The organism is Brakhagea slesvicensis, assembly GCF_052161625.1.
In the GTDB taxonomy this organism is placed as follows: Bacteria; Planctomycetota; Planctomycetia; order Pirellulales; family Pirellulaceae; genus JBKCUI01.
This window is the reverse complement of sequence record NZ_CP197412.1, coordinates 2,320,705-2,340,401: the sequence shown is the minus strand read 5'-3', so window position 1 is coordinate 2,340,401 and position 19,697 is coordinate 2,320,705. Positions and strand designations below refer to the sequence as shown.

Annotated in this window: 14 protein-coding genes; 5 read left to right on the top strand and 9 right to left on the bottom strand. The window is 54.5% G+C overall.

The features are described from left to right. Positions 1-14: 14 nt before the first annotated feature. From SH467x_RS08875 to SH467x_RS08855, 5 genes are all read right to left on the bottom strand, one after another. Positions 15-755: a sulfite exporter TauE/SafE family protein gene (locus tag SH467x_RS08875; protein ID WP_482370913.1), complete on the bottom strand. Its 741-nt coding sequence runs from the start codon at positions 753-755 to the stop codon at positions 15-17. Beyond that, entirely contained in the window at positions 748-1,407 is a 660-nt protein-coding gene (gene rdgB, locus SH467x_RS08870; RefSeq protein WP_482370912.1) for an RdgB/HAM1 family non-canonical purine NTP pyrophosphatase, read from the bottom strand. The genes SH467x_RS08875 and rdgB overlap by 8 nt, the downstream gene beginning before the upstream one ends. 41 nt (positions 1,408-1,448) lie before the next feature. Next, entirely contained in the window at positions 1,449-2,522 is a 1,074-nt protein-coding gene (locus tag SH467x_RS08865) for a hypothetical protein (RefSeq protein ID WP_482370911.1), read from the bottom strand. 136 nt (positions 2,523-2,658) lie between these two features. After that, positions 2,659-5,076, bottom strand: coding sequence for a tetratricopeptide repeat protein (locus tag SH467x_RS08860; protein ID WP_482370910.1), 2,418 nt, complete (start codon positions 5,074-5,076; stop codon positions 2,659-2,661). A gap of 68 nt (positions 5,077-5,144) precedes the next feature. Then, positions 5,145-6,467, bottom strand: a complete 1,323-nt coding sequence (locus tag SH467x_RS08855) for a hypothetical protein (RefSeq protein WP_482370909.1) — start codon at positions 6,465-6,467, stop codon at positions 5,145-5,147. A gap of 161 nt (positions 6,468-6,628) precedes the next feature. Between SH467x_RS08855 and SH467x_RS08850 the strand changes: the two genes are divergently transcribed. Further along, complete coding sequence (locus SH467x_RS08850; protein WP_482370908.1) at positions 6,629-6,955, top strand: hypothetical protein; 327 nt, start codon at positions 6,629-6,631, stop codon at positions 6,953-6,955. Positions 6,956-7,141: 186 nt separating this feature from the next. Then, the gene (locus tag SH467x_RS08845; protein ID WP_482370907.1) at positions 7,142-9,070 is read left to right on the top strand and encodes a 3-keto-alpha-glucoside-1,2-lyase-like domain-containing protein; all 1,929 of its coding nucleotides are present in this window, start codon (positions 7,142-7,144) and stop codon (positions 9,068-9,070) included. A 153-nt stretch (positions 9,071-9,223) separates the two neighbouring features. Here SH467x_RS08845 and SH467x_RS08840 read toward each other — a convergent pair whose 3' ends face one another. After that, positions 9,224-9,490 carry a hypothetical protein gene (locus SH467x_RS08840; protein ID WP_482370906.1) on the bottom strand — a complete coding sequence of 89 codons (267 nt, stop codon included), beginning with the start codon at positions 9,488-9,490 and terminating at the stop codon, positions 9,224-9,226. A gap of 36 nt (positions 9,491-9,526) precedes the next feature. On the opposite strand from SH467x_RS08840, the gene SH467x_RS08835 reads away from it, so the two are divergent. Continuing rightward, on the top strand, positions 9,527-10,939 hold the full coding sequence (locus SH467x_RS08835; protein ID WP_482370905.1) for a hypothetical protein: 1,413 nt from the start codon (positions 9,527-9,529) through the stop codon (positions 10,937-10,939). On the opposite strand, the gene SH467x_RS08830 is transcribed toward SH467x_RS08835, so the two are convergent. The 3 genes from SH467x_RS08830 to SH467x_RS08820 form a co-directional block, all read right to left on the bottom strand. Continuing rightward, entirely contained in the window at positions 10,920-13,466 is a 2,547-nt protein-coding gene (locus SH467x_RS08830; RefSeq protein ID WP_482370904.1) for a hypothetical protein, read from the bottom strand. The genes SH467x_RS08835 and SH467x_RS08830 overlap by 20 nt on opposite strands. 241 nt (positions 13,467-13,707) lie before the next feature. Continuing rightward, a complete protein-coding gene (clpX, locus tag SH467x_RS08825; protein ID WP_482370903.1) occupies positions 13,708-15,012 on the bottom strand; it encodes an ATP-dependent Clp protease ATP-binding subunit ClpX in 1,305 nt (434 codons plus the stop codon). 341 nt (positions 15,013-15,353) lie between these two features. After that, positions 15,354-15,650, bottom strand: a complete 297-nt coding sequence (locus SH467x_RS08820; protein ID WP_482370902.1) for a hypothetical protein — start codon at positions 15,648-15,650, stop codon at positions 15,354-15,356. Positions 15,651-16,057: 407 nt separating this feature from the next. Here SH467x_RS08820 and SH467x_RS08815 point away from each other — a divergent pair, with 407 nt between their 5' ends. Together SH467x_RS08815 and SH467x_RS08810 are read left to right on the top strand one after the other, a co-directional pair. Further along, positions 16,058-17,317 (top strand): XylR family transcriptional regulator, encoded by a 1,260-nt coding sequence (locus SH467x_RS08815; RefSeq protein WP_482370901.1) that lies wholly within the window; start codon positions 16,058-16,060, stop codon positions 17,315-17,317. A gap of 62 nt (positions 17,318-17,379) precedes the next feature. Next, complete coding sequence (locus SH467x_RS08810; protein ID WP_482370900.1) at positions 17,380-19,665, top strand: glycoside hydrolase family 2 protein; 2,286 nt, start codon at positions 17,380-17,382, stop codon at positions 19,663-19,665. The last annotated feature ends 32 nt before the right edge of the window (positions 19,666-19,697 follow it).

Below are 19,697 nucleotides of genomic sequence, written 5' to 3'. Positions count from 1 at the left end.
TCTCGCGACGTCCGTCAGTTTAGCAGCATGCGAAGGGCAGCAACGGCGGTTAGCAACAGAATGATGCTATCAAAGATCCGCTGCGAAACCCTTTTCAGCAATAACTTGCCCAAAACGAGTCCGACAGCGACGACTGGTAGAAGAATCGCATTCAGCCACAACGTATCGACCCGGATCAGTCCAAGCCCCCAGCTGAAAGGGAGTTTGATCACGTTGATCAGCAGGAAGAACCAAGCGGCCGTTCCCACAAACTCCATTTTGGGCAGTCCAATCGCGAGAAGATAGAGACCGAAGACAGGTCCAGCCGCATTGGCGAGCATCGTGGTAGCACCGGCCAGAATTCCCATGCTCCAGGCGAACCACGCGCTATGGGGAACCGACTCCAGCCACTCCCCTTTCCAGATACGGACGATTTGGAGACCGACCAAGCCGAGAATGATCACCCCGATCAAAGGCTTATAAACGGATTCGGGAAGCCAAGTCATCATCCAGGCGCCGAGGAGAATGCCAGCCAATGCTGGAGGAAGCATTTTCCGGATGAAGCTCCACTTCGCGTGCTTTCCGTAGGTCCACATGGCGAACAGGTCCCCCGCGATCAGCAGAGGGAGCACCAGTCCTGTCGACTCTCTCGCGCCGAAGAGATGGGCGAAGATCAGCACGTGGACCATGCTGACGCCCGCAAAGCCGCTTTTCGTAATGCCGATGCCCATCGCAGCAATCGCGAGGAGCGCCCATTGCCAAGGCTGGTCAACCATGCTGCTTCTCAGATCGAAGCTGCATCAACAGAGCCATGTCCAGTTGTCGGAGGAACGAGCGAAGCGACCGTGCCCGATGGCTGATCGCACGTTTCACTCCCACTCCCAATTCTGCGAAGGTCTGATGGTACTCGGCGATCTCGAAGAGAGGATCGTATCCGAACCCGCCTTGGCCTCTCGGTTCTGTTAAAACGCATCCCCAACATTCACCGCTCGACTCCAGATGAACCACTCCATCGGGGTCGGAGAGCGCGATGGTCGAAACATAGTAGGCATGCCGCTTCGCAGCGGGGACATCTTTCATGCGTTCCAGGAGCAACGAGTTGTTCGACGCGTCGGTGGCTCCCGCACCGCTGAAACGAGCGGAGTAGATACCTGGTTCGCCATCGAGTGCGACGACGCACAGCCCGCTGTCTTCGCCGATGGACCAGATACCTCGGTGCCTCGCTTGCGCGATCGCCTTGATGCGAGCGTTCTCGATAAACGTCGATCCGGTTTCATCGACATCAAAGTGGTCTTCAAAGTCTTTGGGACAACGGATCTCGAATCCACGCGGTCGAAGTTCGGTTTCGAGTTCGAGGATTTTTTTCTTGTTGTTGGTCCCGAGAAACAGCAACCGGTGCTGCAATAGATCGCTAAGAGAGTATGCCATCTCGATTGTCGTGTCGCAGGTTCTCGATGGACGGCGACCGATCAAGGACTGATGCGACGTAGTTTTTGGAGGGTGGGTGAATCGCTGCTACCCTCGCGATTCTCACTCTCCGAGCGATTGGGACCGCTCGGAGGTCTTCGAGTGGATATCGGTCTCGATGCCGCATCGGAGGATGTCAGTATGGCATCCGGTGGCGGAACCACCGATGCAACAAGTTCGGATTCTACTTCGAACACCTCTTCGACGCTATAACCGCCTGGTGTGGATCCGATCACGAGAGGACGTTGCCCTCGCGCAGGGTATTTGCTCGCCATCGCTTTGGCCGTGCTGACAAACTGATCTCGCACGCGTGGATCGATGGAGTCCAAACGCGAGGCCAAATTCTGTAGACCAATCGGATTGTTAAGAGCTACCTGGGACACTTGCCCTACGAACGCCACGCACTCCACAAAGTTGTAGTCCGCGCTCTTATTGACCAAGGGCCCAAGGGTTCGAACGACCAAATCCGCTCCGAGATTCTCGAGCTTCAAAAATACGTCCATCGTGACCGACATTTGCGGAACTCCGCTGGATGCAGGCAACGCTTTGTGATGGAGGACCACGACGCTTTGCCCATGCAACTCTTTCGGCCACATGTTTCCTTTGTAGCCGCCGGTCACATGATAAATGTGCGTGGTATCGTTCCCGAAAATGAGATCCATTTTGCAGGTCGTTCCCGAACCATCGTCCCCTGCCAGCTGGTACTGACCCAATCGCTGCAAGGAGACACGGGTGATACCCATCACGTCCCATATGTTCACAATCACTTCCGGGTTGCGAACCAAGAACGAAAACATTTCTGGGTCGCATTCCACCGTTTGCGATGGGAGCCGTCGGAAGTAACTAGCGTGATCGACGACCTCTCGGATCTTCGACGAAGCAGCCGGCGTCAGCTGTGGATACGGTAGCGATCGTATCGCTTGATCCCGCGCTTCCCGGGTCGAGTTTCCGACGGGAATCGCAATCTCGGCTTCTTGCCGCAACCCCTGAGCCTGCGCTGTCGAACAAGCCAAAACGACGGCAAGCCCACTTGTCGCAAGCACTCGAATGGAATTCGCTAGACGCAAAGCTGGCATTCCAATTCCGTTCGGAAACGAGAATAAAGAATTGATCGATCTTCGTTTAGCGCCCCTACCAAACTCGGATGTCTCGATCGGTCCTCTTTTATCGTCAAGGGAGTCGGGGTTTGGCCAGACGAATTGATCAGAATCCTCACGGGGTGTTTTCCCGATTAAGGTCCTGAAGCAATGCGGTCAAATAGCGGTCCCAGCCTGCGCGGTCGTGCGGAGTAACCGCTTTGAATTTCGCATCTTGATCCGCAGGAATGCGTTGCAGCGAGTCCCGAGCCAGCTCGAGAGAGCGGCGGCAATCTGCGATCCGTCCGAGCTTTCTCTGGCACAGTGCGATTTGTTTGCGGGCTTCCAGGGATTCTGGTTCATTGATAAAGCGATTGGCTGCATCTGTGTACGCGATCAATGCTTCTTCGTACTCCTCTTCATTGAAATACAAGTCAGCTTCTCCAAAGAAGCTATTTCGCAGAAGATCGTCGAGGTTGCTGACGAGCGCCCGCGATGCGTCGCGGTCAGCCAGAATCTCTTGCCGCAGTCGACTGTAAGCCTTTCTGGCCTGAATCAATAGGTCTTTTTTTTGTGACTTGAGAGAAGCCAATCGCTCTTCGCTGGCGATCTTGCTCTCTCTCAGCTGTATCTCCGGCCAAAACGACGCGTGCTGATAGCCCTGCGCCATCTGATACAAGAATTGAAATCGCCGTACATCGGTGGGATAACGGCGAAGGAATTCTTCGATGCGTCTTATCGATTCCAGCAATTGCCCCTGACTGGCTTCGACTTGACCAAGAAAGTCTTGCATCTTGCTCGGATTGGCTTCGATCTCGTTTCGAGCCTTTAGCAATTCTCGTTCTCCGCGAGAGAAGAGCATCAACGCGAGCTCGAAGAGGGATTCCCTCCAAATGGGGCTTTCCGGTCGAAGTTCACCTGATAGGTTTTCTAGCATCAACTCCTGAGCTTCGTCGAACGCATCTTGCTGACGCTTCAGCTTGGCCAACTCCAACCGAGCGTCGTAGATGAGCGGAGTGTCGATATTGCTGGCCAAGATCTGCTGTAACGACTGCATCGCATCGTCACTCTTCTCCATCGATGCCAAATTCTTAGCACGAACAAAGTAACCTTTGGGTCGATTCGCTCGGTCTTGCAAACTGATAAAGCGATCCAGCATGCGATTGCTGCTGAGATAGTCACCGGATTTGCGATAGTTCTCGATCGAACTCCACAGCCAATCGTCGTACTCTTTGGCTCGCGGCAGCTGCCGAGTCAGTTCTTCGAACGCTTTGCCCGCACTTCGATAATGCTCCAGTCGATCGCGATCGTTGGTTCCACCCTTGGGTAGACTCTCTGCCCATTTCTCGTAGAGACTGCTCTCCAGTCGGATGCGATCCAGCAGGTCGCAGAATTTTGGCAGGCTGCTAACAAATTGTTGCGCTTGGGGATATCGACCCATGTCGATCAAGGATTGGCAAGCAACGTTGACCCTATCTCGCAAACCCGACAACGGCAGCCAATCGGTGTAATACCATCTCAGGTCGCCGAGGTTATTGGAAACTTGTACCATGGTATCGATTGCATCGTCCACGCGATCGGCTTGGATCAGTGTTTCGATCTCTTCGATCCCTGCCGCCAAGCTTTCAGGTTCAAACGGGGACGACAACCTAAGAATGCTGAGAATGCTAATCGCTTCGGTCAGCTTTCCCAGCGCGCGCGTCACTTTGCCTTGATCCAGATTTGCTTGCCTGCGAACCGAAATAGTTGTTTTGGAAGATTTCAGTACCGCTGCCAAATACTCAAGCGCTTTTTCCAAACGCTTCGTTCGGTCCTCTGGCGCATTCTCACGTTTGGAAAGCTCGATTTCACATTTGCCAGCGTAAAGGTCGCTCAAGGGACGGTAGTTCGAGCTCTTAGGGATGCGGGCCTGCAATGCATCTACCTTTTCAAACTCACCTGCGGCAAAAAAAGCCTGCATCTCTTTGACGTCGGCCCGATCGTCGTCGTCGGCGGAGCTTCGCGGCAACGTTCTCCAGTGCGAGATGCGATCCAACGCGTTCTCGATATCTTGTCGATCGCGCGATAAATCGATATCGACGAGACGCTCGATGGCATCCGATCTGCCAGCAGGCCATCTCTCGGCGGCGATCGTCAATGGCTCTTCCGCTTCATCCCACCGGAACAAATCGAACAGAGCCATCCCTAAATGGTAATTAGCTAGCCCTTCAAATCCGTCTGGAAAGGAATAACTGCGGCTCTTGGTAAGATACTCAACCGCGCGTTCGTTTCGCTCCATCGCGACAGGACGCTGCTCGATGTTGCTCGCCAGCGTTCTTTCGCGAGCACCTAACAAGAAAAGCTTCTTCGAGTGGTCCGAGTTCTTGACGAGATCCGCATCCTCGAGCACAGAAGCAAGTCGCGCGGCGACATCAATCTCTCCTTTGGACATGAGCCTCAATGCCAAATCAAGCTGCTCGGTCGGAGCTGGCTCTGGAAAGGCATAGAGATACACTCCGAGCGCTGCAAAGGACGTGAGGACCAATCCGGCCACCGCTCCTAAGAGTGTCTTCATGCTCAAACCGCGACGTCGACGCCTCGCCGATGAAACGCGATCTCGTTTCCTCGCATCCGACTGGAACATCACGGTACACCTGAGATCAAGTGCGTCAGTCCCGCGAGCGGCGAAGCAATGAACAGCTCCCGCCATGCTGAGTCCGATAGCAATCGCAGACCACACACGGCTAACCATAAACTCAGCGCGAGGGCTGCAGACTGCTGGATCCGAAGTCTCCCTCGACTGGTTCGCTTGGGTAATCGGTCATTCCAACGTTCCGCATCCGTCGGTTTCGGTGTCGAAAATTCTGAAGGTGCATCGACATGTTCGAAAGGATCCGCAGCGGAAATCAAGTCCGTGTGAACAATCTCGATTGTACCAAGGAACGGAATTCCAAGGTCGCATCGAGCGAGCGGCTTAGCGCCTCGACGATGGGTCGAACGGTTGTTGTGACTCGCTTTGCCGCGCAATTGATCGATCCAAGGCTGCAGTTTGGGAAATCGATTCAAAGCGATCGCGATCAAGCCCCACGCGCTGGTGGCTAGCAAGAGGAGAATCGCCAACTTCGATCCCTGCACAGGCTGAACGACAGGGTACTTCTGTTGTGAGCCAGTAAGGGAGAGATAGCCGATCGAGGAAGCGTGCGAGTTCGCGTGCCATTGCTTCAGCGATGCAACTTTGGCATCGCAGTCGCGGCACTGTGCAAGCAACTCGGAACGCAAGGCGTCGATGGATGGCTCCTGGGACTGCGACTCGGTGGTCTTTTGGTAACCTGCCAATCGGTAAGTTCCACCTTCGGCGTGTTCGTCGGACGGTTCGGCAGTAGTAGCGTCAGCGATGGCACTGGCTGCTTCGCCGATGGCCGCATAATCGAGCGATTTTTGTCGTTGCAGTTCCAGACAGCGGCATTGATGGAGAAGCGCTTCACGCTTCCAATCGGTTGTGCGGATCTCCCGGAGAAGTGAAATGCATTCGGAAGAGGGTTCGCGAGGCTCGGTCTTGGAGAGCAAATATTCCTCGAACTTGGCCAGATCGATGTACCGAGTCGATCGGACTCGAAACTTGATCGTGCACATATCCGAATGGTCAGGAACGGTGTCGTCTCCCACAATGGGGCGGCACTCTAGAAACGTGTAGGGGCCCGCTTTGGGGCCGAGGTTCGCCAGGGACTGGAGCGCTTCCAGTCGCTGTCTCGATATAGCGATGGTCCCCCGTTGTTCGAATTGCACCTGCTGGATGTTCAGCCAGTTCAATCCCCACACGAGCAGGGCCAGTGTCAGATACGACACCGGCTTGGCGACCAGCCATTCCCTCACTGTTCTGATTTGGAACCATACATCTCGCATCGAACGGTCACCGTGAATGCATGCAAACGAGTCAGGAAGTCTTTCCAGGGTCTGTGAATTCATTCTTCGGACGCATGGCGGGAAAACCTGAACCGTTGCTACATAAACGGCAAAAGGAATAGTCGGTGCAATCGGCAAGGTTTCTCTAAATAACGCAAGGTCCGATGCCGATGAGTGAGATGTTCCCTTCTGGGTTTTGCAGGCCCCCTTCACAGCGTTCCGCCATGATTCCGTCAACGAACCAATCCAACCGTTCCGCCCGCGTCTCTACCTATGCTTGGGGATTGCTGCTCTTCGCATTCGCTCCTGGCTGTTCGATCTGTTGCCAGCCTTACCTCGACGATTATGTCGCGTTTGGCTCTCGCGTTCCGAGGAGCGACATGAAGCGAGGACGAGTGGGCTCCCCTTTCAGCGATCCGGATACCCAAACGGTGATCCAAGGCGAAGCTCCCATGCCGTATTACGAGGGGGAATACGACGAGGCGGGAATAGAAGAAGTGATTGAAGAGGGTGTGATCGAAGACGCCCGAGCATTCGAAATCTCTCCTTGAATCATGCCGAATCATGCCGAATCATGCCGAATCATGCCGAATCATCGCCTGTAAATTCACAGGATCTCAGCGGCTCGGCCTGCGAGTCTGATTGACCGCAGGTACCTTGGCGTTTAGCATCGAGGCGTTGTTTTCGTCTTCAGATTGTCATCTGGCGTTTATCCACCTCGTAAAGGGATCCCCTCCATGCTTCGTCGCAACCTGCGCGGCCTTCTTCGTCTCGCCGTGATTAGCTCTCTAACTTTCCTGCCCGTTTCGGTCTCGCTCGCGGAAATCCCAGCCAATCAGCTAACGCGTTCCGAAGAACTGAGCGGTTGGAAACTTCTCTTTGACGGCAAGTCGACCGACCAATGGCGAAGCTACAAAAAAGAGGAGATGTCGAGCGGTTGGAAAGTGGTCGACGGTGCTTTGGTCCGTGAAGGAAGCAACGCGGGAGATATCGTCACCAAAGAAAAGTACAAGCACTTTGAGTTGATGCTCGAATACAAGATCTCGGAGGAAGGGAACAGCGGATTGATGTTCCATGTCAACGAGAAGAACGGAGCCCCTTGGCAAAGCGGACCTGAAATCCAAATCCAAGACAATGCGAAGGGACATGACCCGCAAAAGTCGGGTTGGCTCTACCAGCTTTACCAACCTCCCGCCAATCGAGCACTCGGCGAAACCGCTCCGCTCGATGTAACTCGACCTGTTGGGGAATGGAACCAACTTTACCTTCGCATCGCTCCGAACCAATGCGAAGTCTCCATGAATGGCGCTGTCTACTATCATTTCAAGTTGGGTGATAAAGACTGGAACGAACGCGTTGCTAAAAGCAAATTCGCGCAGATGGCAGACTTTGGTAAGACCGGCGAAGGCCACATTTGCCTCCAAGACCACGGGAATCTGGTGTCGTTCCGCAATATCAAGATCCGGGAACTTCCAGAAAAGGGACAACCCTCTCAGCCGATCGATGGAAAGCTCGCTTTGAAAGGTGTCCCTGCATTTCCACAGATGAAATGGGAAGGCTGGACTCCTGTCGAAGAAGATGGAACCATCAACAAACCGCTTCGCATTCTAGAGCTGACCTACGCAAAGGGATTGGCTCATCGATTGTTTGCAATGGATCAGAAAGGTCGTATCTTCACCTTCGAAAACAAGACCGACACCAAGCAGGCCTCACTCTTCCTCGATATTCAGGACAAGGTGAGCTACTGGGCCGGTCCCGGTGCTAACGAGCAAGGTCTCCTGGGGTTGGCATTCCACCCCAATTACAAAGAGAACAAAGAGTTCTATGTCTGCTACACCCGCAAATCGGACGACAAGTCGGTCGTTTCGCGTTTCAAGGCGAAAGGTGATGATTTGCTCAAGGGGGATGCAGGTTCCGAAGAGGTCCTTTTGGAGCTGGAGCAACCTTACAAGAACCATAACGGAGGTGCGATTGAGTTCGGACCGGACGGATACCTTTATGTCGCATTCGGTGACGGAGGACTGCGCAACGATCCGAAGGCATCAGGCCAGAATCGCAAACAATTGCTCGGTTCGATCCTTCGAATCGATGTGAACAAGAAAAGCGACGGGCTTGCCTACGGAATCCCAGCGGACAACCCCTTCGCAGCTCAATCGGGACTTCGACCTGAAATCTATGCACACGGATTCCGCAACCCATGGCGCATCGCGTTCGACAAAGCGACCGGAACACTTTGGTGCTCCGATGTCGGACAAGATCTCTACGAAGAAGTCGACATTGTGGTCAAGGGTGGGAACTATGGCTGGAGCAATTGGGAAGGGACCCATCCCTTTGGCAATCGCCCTGTCGTCGAAGGAACTTCAACTCCGATCGATCCGATTTGGGAATACGACCATGCGATTGGGAAATCGATCACCGGCGGACGGGTTTCCAACACGAAGCGGCTGCCTGCGTTGCAAGGGAAGTACTTGTATGCTGACTACGTGAGCGGTGCGCTTTGGGCATTGTCGTACGATGCCAAGACTGGCAAGGCGACGCGCAACGAGCAGATTATCGAGGGAGGCGTTCCCGTTTTGGCGTTCGGAGAAGATGAGAGCGGAGAAGTCTATTACATGATGGACACGAACCGCGAACAATGCATCTTCAAATTCGAGCCGAAAGAATAGTTCCCACTGTCGAACGGTCGTCCTCGACCGTTCCTGCGGCACCTTTAGGTTTCTAAAAGTTAGGTACCGTGTTCAGTAAGGTCATTTTCTTTTGGGGATGGTGGTTTCGTGCGCGGAAGCTGTCGAGGACGACAGCTCGAAGCGAGATCTCGACTACAACGACTTTCGGATTCGGTGGAACCCTTCCAGGATTTCGCCACCGACGGTCTTCAGCGATTCCCAGACCTCTTCTGCCGTTTCGCCGATCGCTTCCTGGGTCGGTGCGTACCGCTGCCGCAATTCAAAGAGTCTTTCTTCCAGCTTCCCCAACTGCTCCTTGGCCTCCATATTTCCAAGGTGGATCTTTAATCTCAATTCATCGCGCTGATGAGCAAGCTCCGCGAGTAGCTTTTCGAAGGTAGACTGATGGCTTTCGGTCATTTCATTCTCTCCTTGTCTCGAAATAGAATCTTTGACATGCGACCTTCCGGTTTTGTTATAGCAAGTTTTGTATCGCTCGTTTCTGCGCTTGCCCTGTCTCCGACCACCGTATTCGCATCACCTCATGACGCGTTCGTTATCCAAGCGATCGACGAGCAAAATGGGCGGCCCGTTCCCTTGATCGAATTTCGTACCACTTCGGGTATGAAGTGGATCACGGACAACGCGGGGAAAGCTGTCATCGACGCTCCGGAACTATTCGATCGGGAGGTCTGGTTTTCGGTCGTGGGGCACGGGTACGATGTCCCTCGCGATGGTTTCGGCTTCCAAGGAGTTCGCTTGACTCCCACCCGCGGAACGAATCATCCAGTTCGATTGAAACGTGCCTTGGCTGCCGAGCGACTTGGAAGACTGACTGGAAGTGGACTTCTCGCCGAGAGTCAGAAAATTGGGGAATACACTGATTGGAACGAGAGCGGTGTTGTTGGTTGCGACTCGGTCCAAACCACCCTTTGGAAGGGAAAGCTCTTTTGGTTCTGGGGGGATACAAACCTATTTCGATATCCGCTAGGTATCTTTCGAATGCTGGGCGCCGAGTCGGAGTTGCATCCATTCGACTTGGAGAAGGCACCGATTCAACCCAAGTTGGAGTTCTTTCGAGATTCAGCGAACGCACTGCGGCCGATCGCGGATATCGATCATCCAGGGCCCGTGTGGCTTGGAGGTTTGATCGGTTTGCAAGATCGTGACGGGGTCGATCATTTGGTCGCCAGTTACGCCAAGATTCAAGCACCGATGGCCGTCGACGAGTTCGGTCTTTGTGAATGGAACGAGGTCGATCGTGTCTTTCGTGCCGTCAAAACACTTTGGAAACGAGGAGCGAACGAGCCTAGCGATCCGGAACAAGTCGTTGTACCGGACGGGCACGCCGTTCGTTATCGCGATACCTCCGGTAAGAAGTGGGTTCTCTTCTCCAATCCCACACCTCGGATCCAGATCCACGACACGTACGAGGATTGGTTAGATCCTGTGAAGTGGCAAGTTCATCCCAAGCGAGAATCGATCCGCGCTCGTGATGGAACCGCTATTCAAATCCATCGAGGCGACATCGCTTGGAGCGGTTACGCGAACAAGTGGGTGATGGTTTTCACGCAACTGTTCGGCAAGGCATCTCCCCTCGGGGAAATTTGGATGAGCACGGCAGACTCGCCGTTCGGAGAATGGACTCCTGCCGTTCCGATCGCGACGCACAGCAACTACACGTTTTACAATCCGATGATCCACAGCGAATGGCTTCAGGACGATCAACCTTGGATCTACTGGGAAGGAACCTATACGGCCGAGTTTGCGAACAAGCCGGAGAGGACTCCTCGCCACGACTACAATCAGATCTTGTATCGCATTCGAATCGATGATCCCGTTTTGCAGCTCATTGAACCGAAACGTTGATCGACGTAGAGACAGGTTCGGGTTGGTTGCGACTTTGCGCGGTAACAGTGATTGGCTGCGAACCGCGATCGTCATGCTTCAATTGAACGACGATGGTGAATACATCGCGAGGTCGGAAGAATTGAATGGGGGTCAGTTCCACGATCCCAGTCCCTTCGACGACCCGGTAGTCCAAACCCAGCGCGCGCACCGATTGCAGTTTGCACCCCTTCGGTATCTGCATCGCGATCGCCACTTTTTGATCGGGCTGTTGAAGACGATTCTCCACTCGCACTTCGTACGAAACCGTGTCTCCCTGTTTCATGGATTGAACAAGGGGTTGCACCGATACATTCAGGCATTGGTCGGATGGGACTCCGGAACCGATAGCGGGCCGGGCGCTGGAACCGGGCAATCCTAATCCTCCGGGAGCAGTAGGCAGTCCCATGCCTGGATTCGAGCCGCCAGGCAATGGGTTGCTAGGCAACCCGCCAGGCAAGGCCCCGCCAGGCAAGGCCCCGCTGGGTAGGCCACCGCTGGGTAGCCCCCCGCTTCCGGGGAGTCCCCCGTTGGGTAGACCTCCCGGTAGAACATCGCCTGATCCGGTAGAAGATCCGGTGGAAGATCCGGGGTTTGGCATCGTTGGCAAAGGATTCGGATTGGCAACGCCTCCGGGTGTTGTTCCGGCAAAACCTCGAATGGTGGTTGTTTGCGAGGCGATCAATTGGCCCATGGCGTAGAGGCTGGCGGTGACTGGGTAGTCCCCGGGTTGTTGCACGAAGAATACCGGCTCCAGGAGTTGCCGTTCGCCGGGGCGAAGGACAGGGAAGTCGCGAATGACGCGAACGTCGCCGCTTTCTTTATGTACCAAGCCAGGACGGCTATCGATCTGGATCCGGACGCTTTGGAGAGCTTGATTGCCGTTGTTGGTGAGAACGCAATCGAAAACGACGTCGCTGTTTACCGGGGCTTGGGCCAAGTTCGCTTTCGGTGCGAATTGCAGCGAGACAGCTGCTTTTTGGATCAAGGTTGGGACAGTCTTCTGCTGTTTGACACTTGGGGCCGCCAGCAGATCGAAAACGACACGGGCGTCCATATCGGTCGTGGGGGTCGCTTGAATCGAGACTTCAAAGACGCGCCGTGCATCCAGAGGTCCGATTTCCCAAATCAAGGCTTGAGCGGCTTGGCGATGGGGCGGATAGGAGGTCCCGTCGATGGTCATGCCATTGGGAATGGTTGCGGTCAGGACGACATTTTCTGCAGGCAAACCGCCGATGTTGGAAACTTTGACAAAGTACTGAAGGGATTGACCGGGGCTTCCAAGGTCGGGGCCGAGGGCATCGAGCACGAGTTCGGGGGCGTTCCAAGTGACCGAGGTTGTTCCGCGAGCGAGCGAGAGTTCCGGCATGTTTTCGCCAGGTTGTTGTGGGCGAACGACTTCGACTTCGACCAACGCGGTCCCGTTCTTGGGGATGCTGACGCCGCTGGCGGCGTTGTCCAATCGTTTCAAGTAGACGTAAGCGATTCCATTTTGATCGACGATCGCATCCACCGAGTCCTTGAGTTGTTCACCGGGGCGAGTTGGATCGGTGCTGGTCAAGACAAACTGTGCAAATTCTGGATTGAGAGAGCGGTAGCGCACGATCCAGTCCTTTGCCGCGACGAATCCTTCGCTTCGCATTACCTTCGTCGCCAGTCGCGCCGGCGCGTCGTTGGTGATGACTTGCGGCAAGGGGAAATCCCAGCTGACATCGATCCAATAGATCGTTGCGGTTTGGCGGCGCTTGTTCCATACGTCGCTTTCGGGAGCCAGGACGGTGACCTTTGAGACACCTTCGGAGGGACTGGTGAGGCTGATCCAGGTTTGCCCTTTGCGAATCGGTAGATCGTCGGAGCGATCGGCGGTCCCTTTGGTAATGATACCGGGCGCGTTGCTGGTGCGACCGCGTGCGAAGTCGATTCCCAGTTTCTCGACCTTCGGACTGGAAGCGGGCTTCCAAAACGACTGCCGTTGGCCTTTCGCGTCGTCGCCCACTTCTACAATTTGCCCTACGCTGTCCGGGGCAAGCATCCACTCGATCGGTTCGTTGGTGACCAAATGATCGTCGGTGCCGCAGATACCGGCCAGCAAAACCACTTCTCCACCGACAGGTGCGACCAGTCGATTCGGCGTAATCAACAGATCGCCGCATCGCCCTCGCATCTCCTCGGCTTCTTGCTTCTTCCCAAAGATACAGCCTTTGCCGGCGAGACATCCTTTGCACAGCTTCTTTTCCCCCGTTTGCACGCAACGCGGCGGAGTAGGAGGCGTTTGAAAGGCTGGTGCGGTACTGGGATATCCGTTGTTCGGATCGTGGGGCGAGATGAAGGTCAACGGCCGATTGGGGTCGAAGAGTCGATTGCCGCTAGGATCGATAGCGGGAAGCGAAATAGTTTGACAACCCGATGCACCTGAGAGCAGAAACAGGATGAACGGGCACCACGCGACCGCGGCGCGAACGAACGCTCGCAGCGTTGGTTGGGTTGGTGATGTGGCGTTGGCAACCATCCGTGCATGACCCTCAAGAAACCGTTCTAGCGGGATACCATATTCCCTGTGGGAATGTAGCCCTTGAAACGTGGCATGCTGGGAAAATCGGGCTTGAGAAAATGGGAATGGCGGAACGGGGTAACGAATGTATCAATGAAAAAAGGTCGAGGGATTTCCTCGACCTTGGTATGGAGAGTTTCGTCGATGGAGAGTCAGCCAGGAATAACCCTTGCTGACGCAGCCGATGGAGATCTCGGTCTTAGGCGCTTTCTTTGCGTTGGGGAATGCTCTTGAAGTGTCGCACCTTGCCATCGGACGAATCGACGTCGATGGTGTAGGTGGTGCCCGGTTCTTGATCGGGCAATTCGAACATCACATCGAGCATGATTTCCTCGACGATTCCTCGAAGACCCCGAGCACCCACGTTCTTGACCTGCGCTTTTTGCGCGATCGATTTGAGGGCCGCTTCGGTGAAGTGGAGTTCGCAGTCCTCCATTCCGAAGAGGGCTTGGTACTGCTTCACGAGCGCGTTTTTCGGTTCGGTCAGAACTTTGATCAAGCCAGGGACATCTAGCGGCGCCAGAGCTGTGACGACGGGGAGCCGTCCGATCAATTCAGGGATCATCCCGAATTCCAAGATATCGTCCGAGTGAACTTGTCCGAGCAAGGTCGCTACGTCCGCCTCTTCCTTGACGGTCGAGCCTGGACCGAAGCCGAATGACTTTTTGCCCAATCGTTTGCGGATGATTTCGTCCACACCGACAAACGTTCCCCCGCAGATGAAGAGGATGTTGGTCGTGTCGATCTGGATGTACTGCTGTTCAGGATGCTTGCGGCCCCCTTGTGGCGGAACGTTTGCAACGGTTCCTTCCAGCATTTTCAAGAGAGCTTGTTGAACACCTTCACCGGAGACGTCACGGGTGATCGAGACGTTTTGGCTCGTCTTTCCGATCTTGTCGATCTCGTCGATGTAGAGAATGCCTCGCTGGGCCGCTTCGATATCGAAATCGGCGGCGTGCAGCAATTTCAGAAGCAGATTCTCGACATCTTCCCCGACATAACCCGCTTCGGTCAGGGTGGTTGCATCCCCGATGGCGAACGGAACGTTGAGCATCTTGGCCAAGCTTCGAGCGAGCAAGGTCTTTCCGCTGCCGGTTGGGCCTACGAGCAAGATGTTCGATTTCTCGATCTCGACTTCGTTTCCACCCTCCCAGGTGGCGCTCAGACGCTTGTAGTGGTTGTGGACAGCGACCGCGAGCGCTCGCTTCGTACCCGTTTGGCCGATGACATATTCATCGAGGTGGGTCACGATATCGCGCGGGCTGGGAATCTCATTGAAGAGCTTTTTCTGTGGCTTCCGCTTTTGCTCTTGATCCAAGATCGATTGGCAGAGCTCGATGCATTCGCCGCAAATGTACACGTCCCCTGGGCCCTCGACCAACGGTCCGACGTCGCGATAGCTTTTGCGACAAAACGAGCAGAAGGCATTGCGACGCGTGGTGTTTCCACCGCCGCTACCACCCACGCTGCGACGACCGGGAACGACATCCTTACCTTGGGGCATTATCGACTCCTTACTGTTCTCTCGAGCTCCGTTGATGGGCTGCTCAAGAAATGAATTGGGACACTGGATATATAGAAGCTCGAGCCATCGCAAAGTCTTCGCAATTGGTTTTGCGTCGGTTATACGACAAGGGCATCCGTGTCCACCATTCGAGCCGAATTCATCATTTAGACCGAACATTCCGCTTGGCATTTGTCGCTTTGCGGACCGGTCTCAGCCTCCCAGGCTGATCGATTGTTCTGTCTCTGTAAGTCTAACACACGAGGTTGCCAAGAGAATCGATTTTCTCGGACCCCCAAAAGGGTTCCGAAAGTGGAGCGGTCTCGATGGACAACGTCTGGTTAGATCTCTCGTCGATCGTTGCGCGAGGACGCAACCACGTTGAGAGACGCACTAATCTTTCGGAATTCTGCTTCGCTGATGTCACCCTCACTCCGCATTTCTTCGAAATTCTTTTGGAGCAAGTCGGCCAGTTCGCCGTCGCTTTTGGTGGAACCGCGCAACTTTGCCAACGATTGAACCGCGACAATGGAAACGGCCATCAAAATCAGAACACCCAGAATGGCCTGCAAGGCAGGGTGGGACACGACATCCCACAACCCTGTTTGGATCGGTGCTGAGCTCGTCGTGTTCATCACAGTGAAGAATCAAGTAGGAAAGAATTTCCGCCGCCTGGATCGACGAGCATACTTCGTTCAACCAGGAGCTCCCTCTCCCCTGAGTCGCCCAATAGTACGCATGTCCACGTCGAAAGGACCAGCGGTAACCATTCTATTTTCATCGAAAAGGAAGAGTTGGGTTTACCGATTGCGAAAAGTCTCAGAACGCCTCCGGTTTTTGAGCCGAACACCCTGACAATATGACTCATTCCCCCTTTCGGGCGCAGCGGACGAAGCCCGATCTCTCTTTTCGCGATTCCGGATATCTTTGCCAATCTATAGGTCTTTGGCTAGCTTTTAACGGAGCTTAATAGGCCTTTGTCGTCGCATCGATCGAATTTGGAACGTCTTTGGCAAAATAGTTTAGGATGTGTACGCCTTATCTCATGGCAACCGGCCTTAGACGGGCCTACGCTAGCGTGGAAAACTTGTTGTTTCCTTGTCATCTCCTTGTTCCAACCGGTCGATTCCCTGTGCATCCATGCAGTTCCCCATCCAGACGGCAGGTCGTTTTATTGATCGAGACGTCGAGTGCGTATGGGCGCGGGCTGCTGGCGGGGATTGTCCGTTTTATGCGGATGCACGATGAATGGTCTGTCTTTTTGGAGCAGCGAGACTTGACGGCCGAACCTCCGGCTTGGTTAGAGGATTGGCGAGGGGATGGGATTGTTTCGCGTGTGACGACACCTCGTTTGCTCGAGATTGTTCGCCGGACGAAGGTAGCGACCGTGGAGTTGACGGATCGCTATGCGAACTCCGGTCTTCCATTGGTTCGAACGGACGATCTGCAGGTCGGGCGGCTTGCCGCGGAGCACTTGCTCGAACGCGGATTTCGAAACTTTGCATTCTGCGGTTATCGCAATGAAGCTTGGTCGGAACGGCGATTGGTCGGATTTCGCGAGCGGCTTCGCGAGCAAGGTTTTGATTCCACGGCGCATCATGTCGCGTGGCTTGACTCCTCGACACGGACTTGGGACGAAGAGCAGAATGATCTGGCTGCTTGGCTTCGAACCTTAGAAAGGCCATGCGGCATCCTCGCCTGCAACGATGCTTGCGGCCAAACCATTTTGTCTGCATGCATCCGTGAACACATCGCTGTCCCTGAGCATGTGGCGGTCCTGGGTGTCGACAATGACGATCTTCTTTGTAGCGTGTGCGAACCAGCTCTCTCGAGTGTTGTTGTCAACGCAGAAGGGGTCGGTTTTCGAGCTGCGGAAGTCCTCTCGGCGTTGATGTCCGGAAACGGGAGCATGCAAGTCGAGACCACCATTCCACCTCTCGGAATCGCTGTCCGACAATCGACCGATGTTGTTGCGATCGATGACGCTGCTATCGTTTCCGCGTTGCAGTATATTCGACAATATGCGAGCCGCGGGATTTCGGTGCAGGATGTTGTTCAGCAAACGGGAATATCTCGCAGTTCGCTTGAACGGAAAATTCGAAAGCATCTCGGGCGAACTCCACAGGAAGAAATCCGCAACGTGCAAATCAAAAGAGTCAAAGAGTTGCTGGCGACCACCGAGCTTTCCGCAGAACGCATTGCACCCCTCTGCGGATTCGAACATCCCGAATATATGTATGTTGTATTTAAACGGCACGAGAACTTGACTCCCGGTGAATTTCGCATTCAAGCGAAACGGGGATAATCCGTGCTTTCAAACCTACCTTTCCACTTTCGACCCTCACGCCTCGCAAGGAAAACGAAACGATGATGAAACGTCTCTCCCACCTACTCGGGTTTCTGACTCTGAGTTGGGTTTGCCTCGCCGCTGCCATCCCTAGATGCTCGGCGGAAAACCCGATCGAAGATCGCTGGCGTTACTTGTTGCGCAAACCAGCACCGAATTGGATGGCAACCGATTTCGATGACGCCAAATGGCGCCGAGGTTTCGGCGGCTTTGGGACTCGCAACACACCGGGCGCTCGGATCGGGACTCCATGGAGCTCGCCCAATATATGGATGCGAAAGGATTTCCAGCTGGAGGCCGTTCCCGCCAAGCCAGCTCTTTATTTGCACCACGACGAAGATGTCGAAGTCTATTTGAATGGATCGAAGATCCTCACGAAACGGGGTTACACGACCGAGTACATCATCGTTCCTATCGATCCCTCTCAGCATTCTCTCTTGAAGAAGGGGAAGAACCTCCTCGCTGTTCATTGCCAACAGACCGGCGGAGGGCAATTCATCGATGTGCATGTGATCGATGCGGATTCGGTACCCAAGTTACCTGCTCCCAAGATCCCGGAAACGCCTTTCCAATCCGATCTGATCACTACTTGGGGAACGGAGGTGACACCGGAAAACGCTTGGCGAGAATACCCACGACCTCAACTCAAACGGGATCGGTGGACCAACCTCAATGGGATGTGGAACTATGGGATTACCTCCGCCGAGGAGCTCAAAAAGCCGAGTGACTGGAAGGGCCAGATCTTGGTTCCGTTCTGTTTGGAATCCAAGCTTGGGAAAGTCGGTCGTCTCTTGCTCGACAGCGAAGCCCTTTGGTACCAACGATCGTTTGATGCGTCTCCAGTGGATAACGAACGAACTCTCCTTCATTTCGAAGCGGTGGACTATCGCTGCGAAGCGTTTGTGAATGGTCAATCGGTCGGCAAGCATGTCGGAGGAAGCACCCCCTTTTCGTTCGATATCACCAACGTGGTGAAGAATGGCTCCAACGAGCTGGTTCTCCGTGTGGAAGACGACACGATGGGATTTCAATTGCAAGGGAAGCAACGACCGGATCCGCACGGCATTTGGTACACGCAGGTATCGGGCATCTGGCAAACCGTTTGGATGGAGCAAGTATCGGAGACATATATCGAAGACTTGACGATCTCCACCGACGCGCGGGCTGGATCGATCACCCTTCGCGCGGATCAGATCGGCAAGTCGAAGGATGTTTCGATGAAGATCACCGTTCGTGATGGCGACAAGGTGGTAGCTGAAAAAGCGGTCGGAGGGAACGAAGCCACGGTTACTATACCGAGCGCCAAACTTTGGAGCCCTTCGTCACCTCACCTGTACGACTTGGAAGTGCAATTGATCGATGGCAAGGGGAAAGCCGTCGATAGCGTTAAGTCGTACGCCGGGATCCGAACCGTTGGAAAGAAGGTCGATGCGGATGGTCATATTCGCATGACGCTCAACGGTGAGTTCCTGTTCCACTGGGGGCCGCTCGATCAAGGCTGGTGGCCGGACGGCCTCCTCACACCTCCTTCAGAAAAAGGGATGCTCTTTGATATCGAGTACCTCAAAGAGGCTGGCTTCAACATGATTCGCAAGCACATCAAGGTGGAGCCCCGACTCTATTACTACCACTGCGATCGGATGGGGATGATGGTTTGGCAGGATCAAGTCAGCGGGGCCGTCAATCCACCGTGGACCCGTCTTGTTCCAAACCCGGTCGATGCGACTTGGCCGGATGAAGCCCACCAGCAATACATGCTGGAGCTGGAGAGGATGATCGATCATTTGGAAAGCCATCCATCGATCGTCGCATGGGTTCCCTTCAACGAAGCTTGGGGACAGCACCGCACCGTCGAAGTGGGCAAATGGGTGTCGGAGCGAGATCCTTCCCGATTGAATAATATCGCCAGCGGCGGAAACTTCTGGCCTGTAGGGGACATCGTCGATGAGCACAGCTATCCAGACCCTGCGTTCCCCTTCGGAGACAAGCGGTGGGATGGATTCATCAAAGTCGTCGGCGAATTTGGCGGCCATGGGTTCCCCGTGATGGGCCATCTTTGGGATAACGATGCCAACAACTGGGGTTACGGTACGCTACCCAAAACCGAAGCGGAGTATCGGGATCGGTACAACAAATCCCTCAAGAAGCTTCAAGAGATGAAGAAGCAAGGCATCGCGGCGGGCGTTTACACGCAAACCACCGATGTCGAGGGTGAAGTGAATGGGTTGATCACGTATGATCGAAAGGTGATCAAGATTCCCGCGAAAGAACTTGCTCCCATCCACAAAGAGCTTGTTGAGAAATAGAGCCGGCTAACCGATGAGTCGGCTGCCCTGGG